Origin of the sequence: Tepidanaerobacter syntrophicus, assembly GCF_001485475.2 — a bacterium.
In the GTDB taxonomy this organism is placed as follows: Bacteria; Bacillota; Thermosediminibacteria; order Thermosediminibacterales; family Tepidanaerobacteraceae; genus Tepidanaerobacter; species Tepidanaerobacter syntrophicus.
In genome coordinates this window covers 123531-145550 of the sequence record NZ_DF977000.1, presented here as the reverse complement: position 1 = coordinate 145550, position 22020 = coordinate 123531, and the positions used below count along the sequence as shown (strand labels likewise).

15 protein-coding genes and 1 CRISPR repeat array are annotated in these 22020 nt (G+C 36.4%); of the genes, 14 read left to right on the top strand and 1 reads right to left on the bottom strand.

The window, feature by feature from the left end; all coding sequences use genetic code 11:
• Nucleotides 1-2 precede the first annotated feature (2 nt).
• From TSYNT_RS03810 to TSYNT_RS03765, 10 genes are all read left to right on the top strand, one after another.
• A complete protein-coding gene (locus TSYNT_RS03810; protein WP_059031883.1) occupies nucleotides 3-1250 on the top strand; it encodes a methylaspartate ammonia-lyase in 1248 nt (415 codons plus the stop codon).
• Nucleotides 1251-2621: an acyclic terpene utilization AtuA family protein gene (locus TSYNT_RS03805; protein WP_059031881.1), complete on the top strand. Its 1371-nt coding sequence runs from the start codon at nucleotides 1251-1253 to the stop codon at nucleotides 2619-2621.
• Nucleotide 2622: 1 nt separating this feature from the next.
• Entirely contained in the window at nucleotides 2623-2934 is a 312-nt protein-coding gene (locus tag TSYNT_RS03800; RefSeq protein ID WP_059031879.1) for a DUF4387 domain-containing protein, read from the top strand.
• A gap of 352 nt (nucleotides 2935-3286) precedes the next feature.
• The gene (locus TSYNT_RS03795; RefSeq protein WP_059031877.1) at nucleotides 3287-4315 is read left to right on the top strand and encodes an RAMP superfamily CRISPR-associated protein; all 1029 of its coding nucleotides are present in this window, start codon (nucleotides 3287-3289) and stop codon (nucleotides 4313-4315) included.
• On the top strand, nucleotides 4312-5472 hold the full coding sequence (locus TSYNT_RS03790) for an RAMP superfamily CRISPR-associated protein (RefSeq protein ID WP_059031875.1): 1161 nt from the start codon (nucleotides 4312-4314) through the stop codon (nucleotides 5470-5472). Before TSYNT_RS03795 ends, TSYNT_RS03790 begins: the two co-directional genes overlap by 4 nt.
• 12 nt (nucleotides 5473-5484) lie before the next feature.
• Complete coding sequence (locus TSYNT_RS03785; protein WP_059031873.1) at nucleotides 5485-8670, top strand: CRISPR-associated protein Csx11; 3186 nt, start codon at nucleotides 5485-5487, stop codon at nucleotides 8668-8670.
• Between the two features lie 17 nt (nucleotides 8671-8687).
• Nucleotides 8688-9941 (top strand): type III-B CRISPR module RAMP protein Cmr4, encoded by a 1254-nt coding sequence (gene cmr4 / locus TSYNT_RS03780; RefSeq protein WP_059031871.1) that lies wholly within the window; start codon nucleotides 8688-8690, stop codon nucleotides 9939-9941.
• A 28-nt stretch (nucleotides 9942-9969) separates the two neighbouring features.
• Nucleotides 9970-10401 (top strand): hypothetical protein, encoded by a 432-nt coding sequence (locus TSYNT_RS03775; protein WP_059031869.1) that lies wholly within the window; start codon nucleotides 9970-9972, stop codon nucleotides 10399-10401.
• Entirely contained in the window at nucleotides 10394-11224 is an 831-nt protein-coding gene (locus TSYNT_RS03770; protein WP_059031867.1) for a hypothetical protein, read from the top strand. Before TSYNT_RS03775 ends, TSYNT_RS03770 begins: the two co-directional genes overlap by 8 nt.
• Before the next feature lie 267 nt (nucleotides 11225-11491).
• Nucleotides 11492-15381: direct repeats of the CRISPR family, unit length 30 nt; unit sequence GTTTATAGCCTACCTATAAGGAATTGAAAC.
• A 64-nt stretch (nucleotides 15382-15445) separates the two neighbouring features.
• Nucleotides 15446-15889, top strand: a complete 444-nt coding sequence (locus TSYNT_RS03765; RefSeq protein WP_059031866.1) for a hypothetical protein — start codon at nucleotides 15446-15448, stop codon at nucleotides 15887-15889.
• A 142-nt stretch (nucleotides 15890-16031) separates the two neighbouring features.
• On the opposite strand, the gene TSYNT_RS03760 is transcribed toward TSYNT_RS03765, so the two are convergent.
• Nucleotides 16032-16334 (bottom strand): helix-turn-helix domain-containing protein, encoded by a 303-nt coding sequence (locus tag TSYNT_RS03760; RefSeq protein WP_059031864.1) that lies wholly within the window; start codon nucleotides 16332-16334, stop codon nucleotides 16032-16034.
• 226 nt (nucleotides 16335-16560) lie between these two features.
• Here TSYNT_RS03760 and TSYNT_RS03755 point away from each other — a divergent pair, with 226 nt between their 5' ends.
• The 4 genes from TSYNT_RS03755 (at nucleotide 16561) to TSYNT_RS03740 (ending at nucleotide 21996) form a co-directional block, all read left to right on the top strand.
• Nucleotides 16561-17850, top strand: coding sequence for an L-cysteine desulfidase family protein (locus tag TSYNT_RS03755; RefSeq protein ID WP_059031862.1), 1290 nt, complete (start codon nucleotides 16561-16563; stop codon nucleotides 17848-17850).
• Between the two features lie 104 nt (nucleotides 17851-17954).
• Nucleotides 17955-19409 (top strand): Na+/H+ antiporter NhaC family protein, encoded by a 1455-nt coding sequence (locus TSYNT_RS03750; protein WP_059031859.1) that lies wholly within the window; start codon nucleotides 17955-17957, stop codon nucleotides 19407-19409.
• Nucleotides 19410-19482: 73 nt separating this feature from the next.
• On the top strand, nucleotides 19483-20163 hold the full coding sequence (fsa, locus tag TSYNT_RS03745) for a fructose-6-phosphate aldolase (RefSeq protein WP_059031857.1): 681 nt from the start codon (nucleotides 19483-19485) through the stop codon (nucleotides 20161-20163).
• Between the two features lie 357 nt (nucleotides 20164-20520).
• Nucleotides 20521-21996, top strand: a complete 1476-nt coding sequence (locus TSYNT_RS03740; RefSeq protein WP_059031855.1) for an aldehyde dehydrogenase family protein — start codon at nucleotides 20521-20523, stop codon at nucleotides 21994-21996.
• Nucleotides 21997-22020: the final 24 nt, after the last annotated feature.

The following is a 22020-nucleotide window of genomic DNA, read 5'->3' as shown; positions in this document are numbered from 1 at the left end:
TGATGAGCAAAATCAGACAAGTTATAGCATCTAAAGGTCTTGCCGGCTTTTATTTCGATGATCAGGCGGCAATCAAAAGCGATGCAAAAGAAGATGGATTTATTTACGAAGGCACGCCTAAAACAAAGGGATTTAAAGCTGTAAGGCAAGCCGGAGAGTCGATTTCCGTAATGATAATAACAGATGATGGCAAGATGGCTTATGGAGACTGCGCCGCCGTCCAATATTCCGGGGCAGGCGGTCGGGACCCCTTGTTTTTAGCTGAGGATTTTATACCGGTTATTGAAAACGAGATAAAGCCAATACTTATAGGCGAGGAGCTTGACAGCTTTAGGAGACTAGCCGATAAAATAGATAACTACAAGATAAACGGCAAAAGGCTTCATACAGCGCTGCGGTATGGAATCACTCAAGCAATTCTGGATGCAGTTGCTAAAGCAAAAGATATAACCCGAACAGAGGTAGTGGCTGAAGAATATAACCTCAAAATAGATCCTATGCCGGTTCCTATTTTTGCCCAAAGCGGAGATGACCGCTATACAAATGCTGATAAGATGATAATAAAGCGGGTGGATGTGCTCCCCCATGCCCTTATAAACAATGTTTCAAAGCTTGGTAAACAGGGCGAAAAGCTCATAGAATATATCAATTGGCTAAAAGAAAGGATTTACCAAATAGCAGGAGATGACTATAAGCCCATATTTCACATAGATGTTTATGGGACAATCGGCGAGGCATTTGACGGTGATATTTGCGCCATAACGGATTATTTTGAAAAACTCGAGGAAGCAGCATCTCCATTTACGCTCAGAATAGAAGGCCCAATAGATGCGGGAAGCAAATATGAGCAGTTAAAGCAATTAAAGAAGCTTAGAGAAAGCCTTAAAGGGCGAAATATCAAGGTTGAAATTGTAGCCGATGAATGGTGCAATACCTTAGAAGATATAAAGGAATTTGTAGATGAAGGCGCCGCCGACATGATTCAGATAAAAACACCGGATTTAGGCGGTATAAACAATACCATCGAGGCGGTGCTTTACTGCAAGGAACATAAAATAGGCGCATACCAGGGCGGAACGTGCAATGAAACTGATCGCTCGGCTCAGATATGCACAGATATTGCTCTTGCTACACGACCATGCCAAATACTTGCAAAGCCCGGCATGGGGGTAGATGAAGGATTGATGATTGTATATAACGAGATGAACAGAGTACTTGCTCTTTTAAAGTCCAAAAAGGAGGTTTTCTGATTGGAAGAAATAAAAGTTCTTTCACCAACTGCCATACTCGGTTACGGATTTCCGGTAGAGTCCTTTGAAAGAGGGCTTGATCAGCATCCGGATGTTATAGCGGTGGATGCAGGTTCTACAGATCCGGGGCCCTACTACCTAGGCGCAGGGGTGTCCTTTACCGACCGGGAAGCAGTAAAACGAGATTTAAAGCTTATGCTAAAAGCCGGAAAAAAACTTAAGATACCTGTGTTAGTAGGCACAGCCGGAGGTTCTGGAGCAAATGAGCATCTATACTGGGCCGAAGATATCATAAAAGAAATAGCAAGAGAAGAAAGCCTAGAACTTAAAGTTGCGGTTATAGAGGCACAGATCCCCAAAGAGAAGATCTTAAAAGAATTTGAAAAAGGAAAGATCGAGCCTCTTGCTCCGGCAGGAGAACTTAGCCGAGAAGACATAGAAGAGACAACACGGATAGTGGCTCAGATGGGAGTAGAACCTATTATAGATGCACTGGAAAATGATGTAGACCTGGTATTGGCAGGAAGGGCGTTTGACCCCACTGTCTTTGCCGCACCCTGCATTAAAGCAGGATTTCCGAAAGGACTCGCCCTTCACATGGGTAAAATACTGGAATGCGCCAGCATAGCTGCAACCCCCGGAAGCGGCAGTGACTGCATGATGGGCACACTAAGGCGTGACTGCTTTATCCTAGAAGCCTTAAACCCAAAAAGAAAGTGCACCGTTACATCCATAGCAGCACATACTCTTTACGAAAAAGACGATCCCTATAGGCTTCATGGACCGGGAGGAATAATAAGTCTTGAAGAGACAGAGTTTACTCAGATAGATGAAAGGCGTGTAAAGGTCAGCGGCAGTAAATTCATACCTTCTGATGAATACACCATAAAGCTTGAAGGCGCCAAAAAAACCGGCTACCGCACGATTTCTATTGCAGGGACAAGAGATCCCATAATGATAAATCAAATTGATGATATATTGGAAGCAGTTAAAGACATGGCAAAGAACAATTTTTCAAATATAAAGAGCGACGATTACCAGATACTATTTGCACTATACGGAAAAGACGGCGTAATGGGCAAACTTGAGCCATTAAAGGATGAGCCCTCACATGAGCTTGGCATTATAATAGAAGTAGTTGCCAAAACCCAAGAGATGGCCAACACCATTTGCAGCTTTACTCGTTCAAGCCTTCTGCACTATGGCTACCCCGGCAGAATAGCTACCGCAGGCAATCTGGCTCTTAGATATTCGCCGTCTGATATAGAGGCAGGAGAAGTTTATGAATTTAGCATATATCACCTACTTAAAGTAGACGATCCAAAAGAATACTTTCCCATTACCGTCAAAACAATAAAAGGAAGTGAATAAAATGGGCATTCCGATTACAGAAGTAGCCGAAGTTATAAGGAGTAAAAACTCAGGTCCTTACGAACTTACAATGGATATAATCTTTAAAGACTTTGACTCATATGAGAAAGTAAAGCAGAAAGACATCATAAATAAAAAACTCATCAGCAGCCTTTACCAAATACCCGAAGAAGACATAATATCTATAATAAACTTCGACCCGGCAAAGGCAATAAAAATCACCATAAAAAGACCCCTCGTAGCAGGTGCAATAGGAGAAAGCGATGTCTACGGCGCCCAGCAGCATGCCCCCCTTCTTACAATTGAGGTTTAAATAAATAAAAAGCCCAAACTTCGCAAGTAAAATAATCGGAGCTTGGGCTTTTTAATATAAAAGTAAGATATTAATTTAAAAATTTGGAGGATTTGCATACATTTTTGTCGAATAAGTATGTAATTTGATCTTAGTGATTAAAATTCTATCATACTATCAAAAATTCATAAAGCACAAAATTGCATAAACAATAAACCTCAAAATATCTCTAAAGGCTGATAAGATGCACTGCATGTAATGTAACAGGATGCTGAGAAATTGTATTCAAATTAAAATAAACACGATAACTATATTTTTTAAGTTAATTAGCATGGTTATGATTTTTGCAAAAGCAAAAGGAGGTGAACGCGAATTGACAACACTAAAAATCAAAGTAAATACTGTAACACCTTTATGGACAGGGAACGCTTCGGGCACATGCAAGCGCATACAGCCTCAATCTGTTATGGGTTCCCTGCGATTCTGGTTTGAAGTGATATGTTATGCATCAAGCAAGATTGATGTTAAATCCTATCAAGCAGAAAAGGTAGATTATAATAAGTTTAAATCGGGAGTATATAATATATTATCAAGTGCCGAAAGAAATAACGAAGTAGGTATGTCACTTTTTGAAATTAAACAGAGATCCTTAGAAGAACTTAAAGTTTCTTTACCTTCTCAAATCTTTGGGTGTAATGGCTGGTGTGGCTTTGTAAAAATAAAGAAACTCGAATACTCAATCCACTCTTTCTTAAATGATCAATTAGAGCTACCAAAGTATATTCTAAAAGAATCTATTGAGAGGCAAAAACCTTCGAAATGGTATTATGAAAAACCATACTTTTGGGGGGATTTCTGTTTATATCTCGAATTGGAAAGCGATGAATTAAAGAAAACCATCATATATCCGCTATTGCATTTTATTGAAATATATGGATTCATTGGAGGGAAAAATAACCTTGGGTATGGGAGAGTAAAATTCGAAGTGGAAGATGAAAATCTTGAAATTTATAATAGCTTTAAAATTAAGGGATATCCTGAAATCAATTGTAGCGAGATTGTGAAGGAAAATATAGCAAATTTTAAGGACTTATTAGAAGATAGCCTCATTGAAAATAGACAAATTGGTCTATACATTATGGGAAGAAGCAAAGATACCGATTATAAAAAAATAAGTGAAAAGTTGGTTAAATACAAAAGTGATATGAGATCGGCTGTAGACGATAAAGAAAAACGGCACTACATATTTGGTTCTACCAAACGTGACAAGTATCAAAATATTGAAGGTCCGAATGCCACAAAAATAATTCCTTGGATCAATAAAACAGCAAATAATTCGTATCAGTATGGATTTATTTCTCTAATACTTTTACAAAAATTTTTAAGCGGGGTGAGCCGATGAAATATGAAGCTATTTATGATTGCCCAAAGGAATTAACGCCATATGCCCTCTTTTTAAAATATTCATATAAATATACAGTTGACAAAAGTTCAGATAAAAAAGTAGAAGAATTAGCAGAGGAAGATTTTCTTAATACATTTCCGTTTGTAAAAACGAGCCATATTTCGCACAAAGAAATGCCCAAAAAAGTTAAATTTCAAGAGTTCCCATTAGCTTTTTTTAAAAAAGAAAAAAATGGTTTTTGGTATTGCTCTAATGATGCGTGCTCTGCACAAAAATCGTCTGGCATCTTTAAAAACCAAAGCGCTCTTCAAGATTACATTAAATCTCTTATACCAGGTTCCTTTGGGCTTCAGTATAGATTTATTTTACAAGCCCCTTATTTTTCGCGCGATATGGAGGACTTTTATATAATTGACAACCCGATATTAAAAGAGAAAATATGGAAAGTTCCGATGGTAAGAGGAGCTGGATGGAAAGGGATGCTTCTGAAAACAGCTTCAAAAAAGTTAGCTGAACTCATGGATAAAAATCAAGAAGTAGAAGCTATCCGATATTTTCAAAGCATTTTAAGGATTTTTGGTACAGGCTCGGAAGAATTCCGCAAGATCGAAAAAGCAATTGATGACTATGTAAAAAATGAAAAAAACTCCAAAAACAAAATAGAAACAAGCGCTTACGAAATCGATCTTACTTCTAAAGTTGTAAAATATGCATTAGAAGAGTTAGGGATAAATCTTATATTCAGCAAAGAAGGTAAGAGTATAAAGGAGCAAATATGGCAATATTTCGAAGATAATATTGAAACAATTAAAACTAAAAAAGGTAGAGGAGTGTTCTACCCAACGTATTTTAACCGGTTAGATCTAGAAGTGATAAATCCGCACAATAGAAATACAAAAGCTGGGACTTTTCCTATTTATTTTGAAGTAGTTCCACAAGGCACAGAAGGCATTTTTCAATTTATATATATACCTTATGATGCAGTAATGCTGCCATTTAAAGAGTTAAAAGATCAAGTAAATAATGACTATGAGATTATAAAAACTCTTATCCAATATTCTTTTGAGGAAGAAGGAATAGGCGCAAAAAGCAAATATGGTTGGGGAAAGGCTTGCATAGTAGAGAAAGACACAATATGCTACTTGAATATGTAAGGTGGAAGGGTAGTGGGTAGTTTGGATTTAGAAAAACTTAAAAAGAATAAGACGGAAATAATAAAAGCAGAGATAGGAGCACTTTTATTTAACCTTGGGAAGACACATATTAATTTCAAACATTGGAGTGATTATTTTAACATCAATGCAAAGGCGTTTGAAGCAGAATATGGATATCCAATTTTTACTGGGTACAGAGATTATTATACAGATAATAAAGACCCCAATTTAAGCAGATTTAAAGAAGATTTAAAACGGATAAATGAAGACTTTCCTGATTTTTTCTACAATACCAAAGTTGGCCTAGAAAAAGATTTACTTCTTTCAGATATTGTATACGGCGATGGTATTGAAAAAAAGCGGCCTCTCAATGTCATAAATTTTGTCAAAAATATATTATTCCATGGATGCGAAAATGTAAATTCCGGAATCGACAAAGGAGAACCTCTAGAGAAACAAAAGCTTAAAAATCTATGGATTTCTAATGCATTTGGCTCATTTAAAGAAGAAGTAAAAGAAGAAATGCTTGATAAGCAAAGAATTTGTTTTTTTAAAAATCTATGGAAGATGATAAGTTCAATACCAAGAAAACCAGAGGATTTTTCAGATGATGATTGGATAGAAATAAGAAATTTTGTTTTTGAAGAGGTCAAGAACTGGTATTCACACCTCTTAAGCGATTCTCGATTTCCTATAAACGATGTCACTTTGTGGGACCAGGCATATATGACTGCGTCGCTTTTCAAAGCCTCTCTTGCAGCAATTCAATTAGACTCATCGAAATACAAAGATTATATAGATAATACCAAGTGCAGGAAAATAAGGTGGAGTATACTTGGCGTTCAATATGATAAATTAGCCCTTGCTGAAAAGGCTTTAAAGGCACATTTTATAAAATGGTACCGAGATGCGGCAGATAAGGCTGATAAAATGGTGAAAGATATAATAGAAACGGAATATGCGCTTGGAAATGAGATATATCGAGATGAAACGGGAATTTATTTTATAATACCAGAGAATGCCGGTGATTTTAGGAACAAGAGCGATTATATTTTTCCTTTAAATAAATCTTTGAAAGAAATCGCTGATAAGATTATGAAAGTTTTTAGCGAAATATTTGGCGGTGAAATTTACCCCTCCATCTTTACAACAAAGCCTTCTCGAGGCATGATGAATATCACATATCTTTTAGAAAAAAGTAGAGAAAATTTTTTAAAGGCTTCTTATCCAACAGATTCTGATAATAACTTTGAGAAGATATGTAAAGGTATTGCACTAAAATTAAAAGAAACAGAAGATAAAACAAATTCAAACTTCAATGGTTTGTGCCAGGCATGCAACTTCCGGCTAGCAAGAAAAAGTGATGAAGACTTAATGATTTGTGATGGATGTAAGGAAAGAAAGGATAATAGAATCGAAGAATGGATTAAGAATATAAACGGTGAAACAATTTGGACAGGAGATTTAAAAGATTCAAATGATAGAATTGCTATAGTTACCCTAAAATTTGAGTTGCAGGACTGGCTTAACGGAGACCTAATAAATACTACTTTTACCAATCAAATAGATTGGCATTTAAAGAAAAATCTGTTGGTAAAAGATTTTTCGGTAGCGGGGAAATTAGTTAAGGAAACTATATTAAAAGAATATGTTAATAAAGGCGTTCATAATCAAAAGCTACATGATTTTACTGCTAATATCATACTAGAACGAAGTATTGGGGATAGATGGGAAGAGTTTATTAAAAGTAAACTTGGCGTCAAAGTAGATTTTGATAAAGGAAAGATAGACTGGGATAAGCTAAATGGAGAGGACTCGGATTTCCTTGCTACTATTTTACTTCAATTTGTTTTAAGGAAAAATCCATCACCCGCAAGACTCAGAAGAATATGGGAGACAACTCAAGACTTTTTTATAGAATGTAGTAAAGATATGAAAAGTCTATTAGATATCAGCGATGAAGATTATAGATATAAAAGACTTGTCTGGTATAGAGCTGTCGACGAGCGGGGGTATATGGAGAAAGAATATAGTTACAAAGGACTAGATTTTTGGATAGACAAGAAAGGGAATGCATATCTAATTTCTTCTATAGCAGAAGCTATACCTATTATTGTCAAAAAAAGCTTTAAAGATAAGGCAAAAGATACATTAGCTATTAAAAATACTGACTGGTTAGATGACATTCTACTTCAAGATTACTACACGGGCGAATATACAGATATTAACTTGAGTGGAGATATGGCGACTTATGAGTCATATTTGCCATATATTTCAATAATAAATCCAACACCAATTTCATGGCAGTTTATTATTTCCGCCCAATCCTTACCTTGCCTCATAAGTAATATTCAAAATAAGTATTATAATCATTTCAAATATGTCGCTGGGAAATTACCATTACATATAGGAACAATATTTCAGTACTATAAACAACCATTATATATTGGCATTAAAGCAGGAAGAAAAATAAGAAGAGATATAACGAGTTGGAATGAAATACAGATGAATGGAAAAGCGTTAGATATTGAAGAAATTCAAAAGGAAGCATTAAAGAATATAACAATTTATGAAAAAAACGAAAATCCAACAAATTATTACAGTTTCTATCTAACAATAAATAATAAAGAAAATGAATATCAATTGTACATAAACCCCGAAGACAAAAAAACTGATATTTGTGAAGTTGACTTTAAAAATAGTAAACCCATTACTAAAATTGTAATATATCCTAACACAATTGATTTTGAATTTTTAGATACTAACTGTCGCAGAAATGATATTTGCTATTCTAAAGGAAAAAGAAAAATAGAGGGGAAAAGTAATAGACCATATACATGGAAAGAGTGGAAGCTATTTAATGAGTTTGCCGAATACTTTAGGAATGATCAGAACAAAATTGCTGGACTCCACCAAATAATAAATATAATATATTCTAAATTGAATGACTGGAGAAATGATGAGGACAGTATCAAAAAATTTATGTTATCAGCTTTTATTAATATTTTTGATCTGAAAACAGATAATGAAAAAGATAAATTTGCACATATATTAATACAGCCTACTTATACAGATAGCGCAACGACTGTTCCAAAGTTAGAAAATATTTTAATAATGCCTCCAAATGAATTTAGGAGATGCCTTTTGCGGTTTTTAGATATGTATGAATTTTGGCATACAGCTCTTAGAAAGATATAGAAAAGGAGAAATTAAAAATGAGCGAAAAACAAGAATTAAATATGTACGCATTATCGACTGACCCTATTTTTATTGGCACAGGAGGATATACAATTGGCAGAGTAGATAATACGATCGTAAGAGATACTATAACAAAAATACCAAAAATACCAGGCTCAAGCATTGCGGGAACCTGGAGATATTATATGGCATTAGAATTACAAGGATGGTACAAAAAGAATTTTGAAAACATAAAGAGCATTCTTGGAGGAAACGAAATTGCTACAGAAGACATTAGAGAATTGGTAAATCGACTTGCAGACCGTGAACTCGATGCAGGTCGCAGAGAAAACTTTAGCGAACGAATGACAAAGTTTAAGAAATACTCCAAAGCAATAAGTTCGGCAATAAACACTAACTGTTATGAAAATAATAATGATAATGAAACGAAAAATGATTGGCAATTATATTGGGGCAATCTTATCTCATCTATTAAGTGTGCTGGGCAAGATGATAAAGCTAATGAAAACTATGAGGATAGCCTTGTCGGTAGTATTAGGGAATTATCTGATACAGGGCATTGTGGCCACTGCATAATATGCAAGACTTTTGGATTTTCAAAGAAAAACAGATCACAACAAGGGATGGCTTATTTTTCTGATTTGAATATACTTCTTTTTCCGGTATATACTCGATTGGGCGTTAAATGGGTGACATCTCCATACATCTTAGAATCTGCGGGAATAAAAGCTAAATTTCAACAAATGAATAAATCGGAGGATATCTTAAGCGAATCTTCGTTTAGCAGGCTTAGAAATTTGCTTAAAGATGATACAGCTGTTATAGTAAAGAACTGTGAGAATGAAAATGATAAATATTATATTAATTTAGGCTGGCTAAATCTTGAAGCAGTAAACCAGGATATTTTATTGGCATTACCAAACCTCGAAAATAAAGAAGAAACTTGGAAAAACATATCAGAGAATCTAATAATCGTTCCTGATGATTTAATATCTAATATAATTAATGCGAACTTAGAAGTTAGAACATCAGTATCAATAAATCCCCTTACAGGGACGGCAAAGGAAGGAGCTTTGTTTACATCCGAAGCTATACCTCGAGGCACTGTTTTTTATGGAAATATTAGGCTGCTCGAAAGCCAAAGCGAAGTTGCACCTACTATAAACGAGGTTGTTATGGCACTAAAGGATAGCAAAAAATACTATGAATGTTTAGGGGTAGGTGGCATGACTACAAGAGGTTTTGGCCGAGCTAAATTATTTTTTTCATAAATTATGAAACGATTCTGGGGGTGACATTATGTCTAAAAAAGAAAATCTTGACGCAGTCATAAATAAGTTAGGATATAATATACTCAAGAGTATTAGCGAGACAAGGGGGCCGGAAAGAAGCGGTTTAAAAGCACATATTGACAAAGCGTTAGGCGTTTTGGTAAATGATGGAGTCTATGCTTATTATGTATTCTGCAAATCAAAAGATAAAGATAAAGATAATAAAATATATTCTAAAATATTTGTTAATGATATTATAAAAGAACTTAAGGAATATGTGAACCTAAAAGACGAAAAGTTGAAAGATATAAATTATAGCGATAGAGAAGGTAGAAATGAGGCATTCTTCCAAAACCTCTCAGAAAATTTACATGAACTTTTATTTTTCAGAGAAGCATTGGAGACAGTATTGATTTATGCACGATATCATGTAAAAGCACTAGGTGACGAGAATGAGTAAAAAATGGTATAAATTAATCTTCAAACAGATGGAACCCATACATATAGGTGCCGGAAATTATGGTGTCCTTTCTGAAACAAGGATTTTTATTCCAGGCTGGACAATGTGGGGAGCACTGGCTAAGAGATATGGCGGATATTTAGGAGGAACAGAAGAAGATTTTAATGTAAGCAAAGAATTATTCAAAAACATATCTTGCTTTTTTCCCTCATTTAAAGAAAATGAAGATCCGCTATTTCCAACTTATGTTGATGGCCTGTTTTATTTGGGAAGTATATCAGAAAAAGATTTTAGAGTAGAATTTACAGATACATATATTTCTACAGCTATTAGCCCTGCAATGCAAGCTGCTAAACGTGAATCGCTTCATGAAATTGAGGTCATTCTTCCGATATCAAAGACTGGCATGAAGGAATCTAACAATAGTTTGTATTGGTCAGGTCTATTAAGCGTTAGTGATGATGAAAGTGTTGCTGACAGCGTTTTACACTTCCTTAAAGAGGGCCTAGAACTTACGCTCGGAGGAGAAAGCCGATATGGATTTGGCAGAATAAAACTTATTAGAAAGTGCGAAATTACTAAAGAAGAACTTGAATTTTGGGGCTTAGATGAAGAAGGGAAATCCATTGCAAATGTGTATTTAAAGAATTATAGCGAATACTGTAACGGGATATTTGGAATGGGGAAAATTGAACATATTATTGTAGAAGCCGATTTCTCTATAGCTACTCCAAAAATAAAAGAAAGCAAGATATGCTTAGCGCCAGGCAGTAAAGCAAATTTACCAGGAGTATTAGAAAGAGGAGTTTACATACAAACATAAGTTCAGCATTATTAGTTAATGCCTTCTTAATTATTATATATTACAAGTTAATCATGCAATTATCTCATTTTACATATAAAGTTTTCTAATGTCGTCGATCCCCAATAGCGCAAAAACCCCCGGAGATCGACGACAAACAAAAATTGCCATCAAATAAAGAATTGATATGGAAAAGAAGGATTTTTTGATTCTATGTAGAAGTTATGTATAGAAAATTACAGAAATTATTTTTCTCGCATTTTCTTTATTTTTTACCCTAATTTACGGGTTTATAGCCTACCTATAAGGAATTGAAACAGTGCTTCTCTATTGCAGGTTCTAATGCTTGTTCACGTTTATAGCCTACCTATAAGGAATTGAAACTATCCCACGGCAAGCCACTTCTTTAGGCCAGCCACGTTTATAGCCTACCTATAAGGAATTGAAACAATACAAATCGACAGCACCCAAAGGTTTTGTTAATGTTTATAGCCTACCTATAAGGAATTGAAACTTGACAAGCTGGAAAGGAGGTAGAAAACTTGGAGTTGTTTATAGCCTACCTATAAGGAATTGAAACACCTGCTGGCAAATATGCCACTCAGGGGAAAAATAGTTTATAGCCTACCTATAAGGAATTGAAACCTTCCAGTTCCAGGCACGATACCAAAATCGTGATTTTGCGTTTATAGCCTACCTATAAGGAATTGAAACATGGGCAATCTGGATGCTTACCCTTTCTCGGCACTGTTTATAGCCTACCTATAAGGAATTGAAACATTTTTGTCTTGCTAGGCTTGCCTGTATGTCGTCGTTTATAGCCTACCTATAAGGAATTGAAACTCTCAATTTTAGAAAACGCTGGAGAGATTGGTTTACGTTTATAGCCTACCTATAAGGAATTGAAACCGGCTATCTTCAGCCTCTACCTCAAGAATGAACAAGTTTATAGCCTACCTATAAGGAATTGAAACTAAACGGATACCCGGATGGCACATGGCAGCCGGAAAAGGTTTATAGCCTACCTATAAGGAATTGAAACGCAATTGCTTCTAATATTTCATTTGCAATTCTCGGTTTATAGCCTACCTATAAGGAATTGAAACAAGGGGTCTTCCAGATATTTTGCCTTGCCACCCTTCGGTTTATAGCCTACCTATAAGGAATTGAAACTAGCATATGTCTTTGCGTTTTGCAAGGGATTTTTATGTTTATAGCCTACCTATAAGGAATTGAAACACTTTCCCGGCAAAAACGTAGATTTTAATTTTAATCACGTTTATAGCCTACCTATAAGGAATTGAAACGCGTTTTCATGGAAAATACATATAAATCCGCAATATTCGTTTATAGCCTACCTATAAGGAATTGAAACTTTATTTTTACATTGCAAATGAATTGTTTTCTATACTGTTTATAGCCTACCTATAAGGAATTGAAACAACGATTGTTCAACCGCTTCACCTCCTTAGCATTTGTTTATAGCCTACCTATAAGGAATTGAAACTCTATAACCTTCCCATTGCGTTTCGCCAAGTTACAAGGTTTATAGCCTACCTATAAGGAATTGAAACTAAAAAATTTAAGTAAAAAAGCGGCCGTTATGACCGTTTATAGCCTACCTATAAGGAATTGAAACAAACTCCCCGGTTTCGACGAGCCGATACAAATTACGTTTATAGCCTACCTATAAGGAATTGAAACTAGGCTTCCTCAGCATTTTTAATAAGGTCATCAATTAGTTTATAGCCTACCTATAAGGAATTGAAACTATGTTACTTCTGCGAGGTCTCTTTTGAACTTTAGGTCGTTTATAGCCTACCTATAAGGAATTGAAACTTGCGGTAGCAACGGAGAATTAACACAAGAACATTTGTTTATAGCCTACCTATAAGGAATTGAAACGATATGAGTGCATCCATGGAGATATAGATATGTCAAGTTTATAGCCTACCTATAAGGAATTGAAACAGGCAACGCCGTTTCAGCATCAGGTATTAGGCTACAAGTTTATAGCCTACCTATAAGGAATTGAAACTAGAATGTCATGGTCTATTGAGTAAAAATATTTCTTAACGTTTATAGCCTACCTATAAGGAATTGAAACTACCAGGCGGCGGACATGAATTTCACGTCCAAAGTTGTTTATAGCCTACCTATAAGGAATTGAAACTCGGAATGTTCCACGGCGTAAGGGTTTATTCTTCTATGTTTATAGCCTACCTATAAGGAATTGAAACACTGACCTGGCCGACATCTTGGAAGCCTTTATCCAGTTTATAGCCTACCTATAAGGAATTGAAACGATTCAGCAGACACGAACAGGAACGAAGAAGGATATTTGTTTATAGCCTACCTATAAGGAATTGAAACTAAATTAGATAGGTTATCTAGGAGTCAAAAAGATAGTTTATAGCCTACCTATAAGGAATTGAAACAATACAATAATTTGCAGTTCCTGAACAAGCCGAAGCGTTTATAGCCTACCTATAAGGAATTGAAACTCGATAAAAAGGAACTAAGGAAGATAAAGGGGGCTAAGTTTATAGCCTACCTATAAGGAATTGAAACATTAGAAAGAAAGAAAAAAGTAAAGTCAACTAATTTGTTTATAGCCTACCTATAAGGAATTGAAACTTTTTTAGAGAGCATCCCAATGCTTTAAAAGACGATAGTTTATAGCCTACCTATAAGGAATTGAAACTTTCGTCAATTTCCCATTTCTTTTCAATCATCAGTAGTTTATAGCCTACCTATAAGGAATTGAAACATTTATATAAATTAACTGTTTTTTTCATTTTTTGCGTTTATAGCCTACCTATAAGGAATTGAAACAACGCCCTTTCAGAATATATTTCTCCGAAGCTTTCAGTGTTTATAGCCTACCTATAAGGAATTGAAACCGGGCAAAGGTGTAAAGATAGCGAATCTCGAATCCGCGTTTATAGCCTACCTATAAGGAATTGAAACCCGTAATAAAAGAAGTTCCTCCGCCACTGTCATAAAAAGTTTATAGCCTACCTATAAGGAATTGAAACAGGAATATACAAGACCAACCGGAAGATTTCGATGCATTGTTTATAGCCTACCTATAAGGAATTGAAACGATTTTGATGCTTTCGCTGATTCAGCCAAAAATGCAGTTTATAGCCTACCTATAAGGAATTGAAACTAAACCAAGAATCCGAACATTTAGATAAGATAAATGAAGTTTATAGCCTACCTATAAGGAATTGAAACATGCAGGACCCAGAGCAAGCGAAGTCTCGGACCTTAAAGAGTTTATAGCCTACCTATAAGGAATTGAAACTATCGGAGGCAAATCAGCAACAGGCCATGGCGAAGGTTTATAGCCTACCTATAAGGAATTGAAACTTGCTTCTGGTCCTGCTTCTGCCACTAGTGCAGCATGAGGTTTATAGCCTACCTATAAGGAATTGAAACTCATATTTGAGCGTACCCGGAGTACCAGGGTCAACGGTTTATAGCCTACCTATAAGGAATTGAAACAGTGCTTCCATTAAATCTTCGTTTGTTGCGTTTTTGGTTTATAGCCTACCTATAAGGAATTGAAACGTATTTGCAGGGCATAAAGAACAAAGACCACAAAGGTTTATAGCCTACCTATAAGGAATTGAAACTAAAGAATGGATCGAGGAAATAAGACATAGTGAAAGTTTATAGCCTACCTATAAGGAATTGAAACAAAGATAGCCCGGATACTATTAATAAGGCCGCTTCGTTTATAGCCTACCTATAAGGAATTGAAACGACCTGCCGTTGACTTTTAGGTAATTTAAGTATTCATGTTTATAGCCTACCTATAAGGAATTGAAACTTGCAATTCTCAAGAATTACAGAAAGATTTTTATTAAGTTTATAGCCTACCTATAAGGAATTGAAACACGGTCATGCGGACGGCTCTGTTGCGCTTTGAGCCACTGTTTATAGCCTACCTATAAGGAATTGAAACAGAGATAGAGTTACTGAGAATACAAAGCAATGTATATTTGTTTATAGCCTACCTATAAGGAATTGAAACTTATAAGTTGTTTTGCTTCTTCTTCGTTTTTACGGATACGTTTATAGCCTACCTATAAGGAATTGAAACATGACCGGTAAATCCGGTTTTTCCTCGTCGTTGAGACGTTTATAGCCTACCTATAAGGAATTGAAACTTCTCATAACTCTATAACTTTTGCATCAGAGGCACAACAGCATTTAAAACCATGGAGGTAAAACATGAAAAAATATTATATCCTTGCAATCACTTTGTGCGCGATGTTTTTATTAATCGCCTGTGCAAATCCTAACAGCGAAGTAGTAGGCGAATATGATACAAGTAAACTCGGAGGCGATTTTGCAAAAAGCAGTAATGAGGCTTATGCCATAGGGTCTAATAAGGATAAAATGCCGGTTTTTAAAGATACCGACAAAGCTTTTAAACAAGCCCTTATTGATTATGAAGAAGGATTTAAAGCAATTCAAAAAGAATTTAACTTGAAACCAGTCAGTAAGAAAAACTGGGAAGCATACAAAACTTATGGATGGCAATTATCTGCTGATAATGATGAGGAAATCCGCAGACAGGGAAGAGAGATAACGCAATTTTTCGATATATATGAGAACAGTTTTAAGCAGTTAAGTGTTCTTCATATCAAAAGCATAAATAAATTCAATTCATAAAGCGCACAAATTTAAAAAGGAACATGTCATACATTTATGACATGTTCCTTGATCTCTTTCATTAGGCATTAGTAAACTTTTTATTCAGCTTACCAATGCCTATTTTTTATTTTCGGAAATAGCCAGTTTACTTATTTGAATTCTATTGCCTTAACGTCTTCAAAAATTCATTTAACAGTTCTAATTGTTTAGGAGAAAGTACCTTAACATTTTCAAGTAATTCTTGATATTCAGGAGGTAGATTAACGTTTTCATCCATAAAAAATTCGGCGAGCGTAATGCCCAAAGCATCGCAGATTTTTTGGAGGGTTGTAAGAGAAATTGGTTTTATTCCATTTTCGACCGCGCTTAAATGCTCACGGGATATGCTTACCATTTCCGCAAGTTGCATAGCAGTTAGTCCTTTCTTATTTCGCAAAACTTTAATACGTGTCCCTATATTCATTATTAATCACCGTTTGTAATCGTATTTATTACTTCTTACAGACATTATAAGTGATTCTAAGCAAACTTACAAGAAAAAAAGAGAAAAACGGAGGAAAATAGAGGTTTCATAACCACAATGTAATAATATAAGCTACAGAAAGGTTGATATATGTAATAATTAAAGTTACAATAGTAGATAAGACTTATTTTCTATGCTTTGTACAGATTTTCAAGGAGGTATTCGTATGTCAAATGAACTTTATCAAAAGGCTATAGAACAAGTGAAGGAGGAGATGGTTCCAGCTTTGGGGGTTACAGAGCCGGCCGCTATCGCGCTTTCTACGGCTAAGGCTTATGAAGTAGTTGGAGGTGAGGTAAAGAAGGTTGCAGTTCTGATGGATGAAGGGGTTTTCAAGAACGGGTTTTCATGTGCCATACCGGGAACTTCTGAAAAAGGAAATGAGATGGCGGCAGCACTTGGGGTAATAGCCGGAAAGCCGAATTTAGGTTTAAGGGTACTAGAAGACGTAACAGAAGATGATGTGTCAAAGGCAAAGGAGATGATTAAAGAAGGAAAAATCGAGATAAATGTAAAACGAGGTGCATCTGATATTTTTATAGATGCAATAGTGGAAACTGATAAGGGCACAGGTAGAGCTGTCATAAAAGATAAACATACAAATATAGTTTTAATAGAAAAAGACGGAAAAGAAATCTTTAAAAAAGATGCGGAAAGCGAAACTTCAAAAGACAAGGCTTTTGATATATCAAAGCTTGTACTTAAAGACTTGATAGATATAGCAGAGCACACACCATATGAAGACATAAATTTTATATTAGAAGCAGTCAGGGTCAATGATGAACTTGCCAAAGAGGGCAAACAGGGTCAAGGCATGAAAGTAGGAAGGGGTATATCGGACCTTATAGAAGAAGGATGGCTGAAGGAAGATATATTAACTTATGCAATGGCATATACAGGATATGCAGTTGATGCCCGAATGGGAGGAGTTTCAAAACCTGCTATGTCCATATGCGGAAGCGGTGACCATGGTCTTGTAGCAACACTGCCTCTCATAGCAATAGCCGATAAAAAAGAAATACCGGAGGAAAAACTTGTAAGATCAATACTTTTAAGCTATCTTGTTACAATGTACATAAAAACCTTTGCCGGAAGGCTGTCGGCTTTTTGTGGCTGTGCTATTGCGGCAGGCACAGGATCAAGTGCAGGCATATGCTGCCTTTTAGGTGGGAATAATGAACAGATAGGTTTTACAATAAATAACATGGCAGCGGATATCACAGGAATAATCTGCGATGGCGGCAACTTTGGCTGTTCAATGAAGGCTGTAACGGCTGCAAGCACCGCCATACTTTCAGCACTTTTGGCATTGAAAAATATTCATATACCCAAAGACAGCGGTATCGTAGGAAATACAGTGGAAGAAACCATGCAGAACATTGGGAAAATAGCATCACCCGGAATGATAAAGACAAACGATGTTATTTTGGACATTATGATAAATAGATGCGATTAAATAAAAAATCGCAGCTTCACAAAAAGAAATTGCGATGAAAAATAAACCGTAAGTTCATTTTAATATAAAGCTTCATTAAAAACAATACATCAGGAGGCTTCATAATGGACAAAAAAGACACTAAAATATTATCCTTTAGACCTAACCAATTTGCGGCCCTAGTGCCATTTATCATATTCATCATAATCACCATTTCCCTTTCTTTCATGAAAGCAGCAGACCTTAATATGATGATAGCATCAGGAATAATCGGGCTTATTATCGGCATGTTTTTTTGCGAAAACAAAGAAGAGTATTGGAATGTTATCATAGAAGGATTGGGTTCTGATGTGGGTATGACCGCAGTCCTTATATGGTTGGTTGTTGGTATATACGGAAGCATATTAAAAAGCGGCAAATTAGTAGAAGGATTGGTATGGCTGAGCTGTAAACTAGGAGTAAAAGGCGCAGCCTTCACAGTAGCAGCATTTATATTTTCTGCTATTTTTGCGGTAGCAACCGGTACAGGTTTCGGCACCATTGCCACAATGGGTTTTATACTTTACCCCGCAGGACTTCTTTTGGGCTCAAATCCTGCAGTGCTGGGAGGAGCTATATTAAGCGGTGCAGCCTTTGGAGACAATCTGGCTCCGGTTTCGGATACCACCATAATATCTGCAACCAGTCAAACATATAAATATAAAGAAGGAACCGCGGAGATAGGTGGAGTAGTCAAAAGCCGTTTTAAGTATGTAATAGTTGCCGGAATTATTGCAGCGGTGCTGTTTTGGTTTTTTGGAGGAAGCGCGGCTTCGACAAATACAGAAAGCGCAGCAAAAATACTTACCGAATACCAAAATCCAATGGGTCTTCTTCTCCTCATCCCAACTGCTGTGGTAATTTGGATGGCTGTAAAAGGAAACAGTATCTTTGCAACACTTAGCACAGGGACAATCCTTGCCATAATAATCGGTCTTGCAGCCGGACTATTTAGCGTAGCGGACCTTGCCGTGATTAAAGATGGCGCAGTTGTAGGAGCAATCCCTGATGGTGTTGCAGGCATGACGACAGTTTCCATACTTTTGATGGTAGTTGTATCAATGGGTAATTTGCTGGTTAAAAGCGGTTGTATGGAAACAACTGTAAACTGGCTCAATGAAAAAGTAATCAAAACTCCAAGAGATGCAGATATTGCCATATTTTTATTGTCAACGATTTTCGGAATACTTATCGCTGCCATAAATACCATAGCAAATATATGCGTATCTCCCTTTGTAAATGCCATAGGACGAAAAAACGATTTGCATCCTTACAGACGTGCTGATATCTTAAGCACAGCAGTTTGCTCCTTTCCGTTCTTTGTGCCCTATGGCGGATGTGTTTTGCTATTGCTAGGCACCATGAAATCGGTGTCTTCCACATATCCTTTTGTGCAACCCCTAGATCCATCTTCCTTATTTTTCACCGTTTTTTACAGTTGGGCAGTCTGGTTTGTGACGCTATTTGCCTGCATCTCAGGCTGGGGCAGAGAATTTGAGGGAAAAGATGGAGAGAGGGTCAAACAACCTATAAAAAATTGAAAGCTGAAAAAGTTTGTGATAGGATTAAGCAGAGAAATACAACATATAAATTATTCTAACAGGGAGAGATAGCATGCTGTATTTATTAGATACTGCAAATGTCAAAGAAATAAAAAGGCTCTGCAATATTTATCCTATCGACGGAGTAACTACGAATCCGACGCTTGTGTCAAAAGAAAAAATGGATTTTAGGCAGCTTTTTACACAGTTAAAGGAAATCTTAGGACCGGATAAAATGATTCATGTCCAGACACTAGGCAAAAGCGCAGAAGATATAGTGAAAGAAGGAGAGATTTTAAACAAATTCCTGGGCGAAAACCTATATGTAAAAATCCCTGTAAGCCCTTATGGGATAAAAGCAATTCAGATACTAAGTCAAAAAGGCATAAAGACTACTGCTACGGCAGTATTTACGCCTCAGCAGGCATTAATTGCGGCAAGAGCAGGGGCAGACTTTGTAGCGCCCTATGTAAATCGTCTTGATAATATAATAGGCGATGGGGTAGAAGTAGTTTCCGAAATCATTAAAGAATTCAAGATTTACAATTTGAAAACCAAAGTAGTTGCTGCAAGCTTTAAAAATTTAGAACAAATCCATAAAGCAAGCCAAGTAGGAACACATGCTGTAACTGTTCCGCCTGAACTGTTTGAAAAACTTTTAGAGCATCCGCTGACTGACTCTGCTATAAGAAAGTTTGAAAAAGACTGGGAAGAAGTATATGGAAAAGGCAAGATTGTTTCTGATTTAATATAGGCAAGTTTAAAAAACCTTCCGTGTTTTCTGCGGAAGGTTTTTATAATACAGCTTTGCCATCTTAAACGTAGTGAAGGATCTTCAAAGAATAGAATCCTCTCCGCACTCAAAATGACAAAAGTATGCGGCAGCATAATAAATGAAAATATCAAATTGAGTAAACACTCATGATTGATAAAAAGATAATAATATGATAATATATTCAAAGAAGATAATAAAGTCAGATAAAATTATCCCATCAGCGAATTCCTAAAATATCTCGCAAACACCTCCCTAATTTTTTCAAAATTTTATGTTGTCACAAAATCATTTTTTCCTAGGCGTATGCCTAAATAAAAATTAAAGGAGACGATTTCCTTGGATAAACCCATTGACAAAAAGTATCAATTACTAATTGGCGGTAGATGGGTGGAGGCAAAAGACGGGAAAACATTTGAGACTTATTGTCCGGCAAATGGCGAACTTTTGGCAACTTGCGCCAATGCCGGCAAAGAGGATGTGGACGAAGCTGTAAATGCTGCATGGAAGGCTTTTGAAACATGGAAAGATACCAGCGCACAGAATAAAGCAAATATACTACTTAAAATAGCTGATTTAATTGATGAAAATGCCGAAAAACTTGCCATGGTCGAGACTCTAGATAATGGCAAACCTATTCGCGAAACAAGAAATATTGATGTTCCTTTGAGCTCCGATCATTTTCGGTATTTTGCAGGAGCGATAAGAGCCGAAGAAGGAAAAGCCGCGATGATTGACAAGGATACCATGAGTATCATTTTAAAAGAACCTATCGGAGTTGTTGGGCAAATAATACCATGGAATTTCCCTCTGCTTATGGCTGCATGGAAACTTGCGCCTGCACTTGCTGCAGGATGCACAGTTGTCATTAAACCATCTTCTTCTACACCGCTTAGCATCTTGGAACTTGGCAAATTAATCAATGATGTGCTTCCTCCGGGAGTTGTAAATATCGTAACCGGCAGCGGCTCTACTACAGGAAACTACATATTGGAACATCCGGGATTTAGAAAACTTGCTTTTACGGGTTCGACCGAAGTAGGATACAGTATAGCTGAGGCCGCAGCTAAAAAGCTTATACCTTCGACATTAGAGCTCGGCGGAAAGTCCGCAAATATTTATTTTCCTGATTGCCCGTGGGAAAAAGCTATCGAAGGTGTGCAGCTTGGAATATTGTTCAACCAAGGCCAGGTTTGCTGCGCCGGCTCAAGAGTATTTGTTCATGAAGACATATATGATAAATTCCTTGCCGAATGTGTAGATGCTTTCAAAAAAATAAAAGTGGGCCTTCCTTGGGAAGAAGATACTGTTATGGGCTCTCAGATAAACGAAGCTCAGCTAAAAAAGATATTAAATTACATTAAAATCGGTAAAAAAGAAGGAGCCAAACTTGCCTGCGGAGGTTCCAGAATTAACAAAAACAACCTTAAAAAAGGCTATTTTATGGAGCCTACAATATTTACAGATGTGGACAACAAAATGAGAATTGCACAGGAAGAGATATTCGGCCCTGTTGCCTGCTTTATAAAGTTCAAAGATGAAGACGAAGTAATAAAGATGGCAAACGATACCGAATACGGTCTTGCAGGAGCGGTTTGGACAAAAGACATAAACAAAGCCCTTAAAGTTGCACGAGGAATAGAAGCAGGTCGTGTTTGGGTGAATGATTACAACAACCTGCCTGCGCATACGCCTTTTGGCGGCTACAAGAAATCGGGCATCGGCCGCGAAACCCACTTAATGATGCTTGATCATTATACACAAAAGAAGAATATAATGATAAGCATGAAAGAAACAAAGGCCGGGTTATATTAAGGCTTATCAGTTGGCCAAACTAGC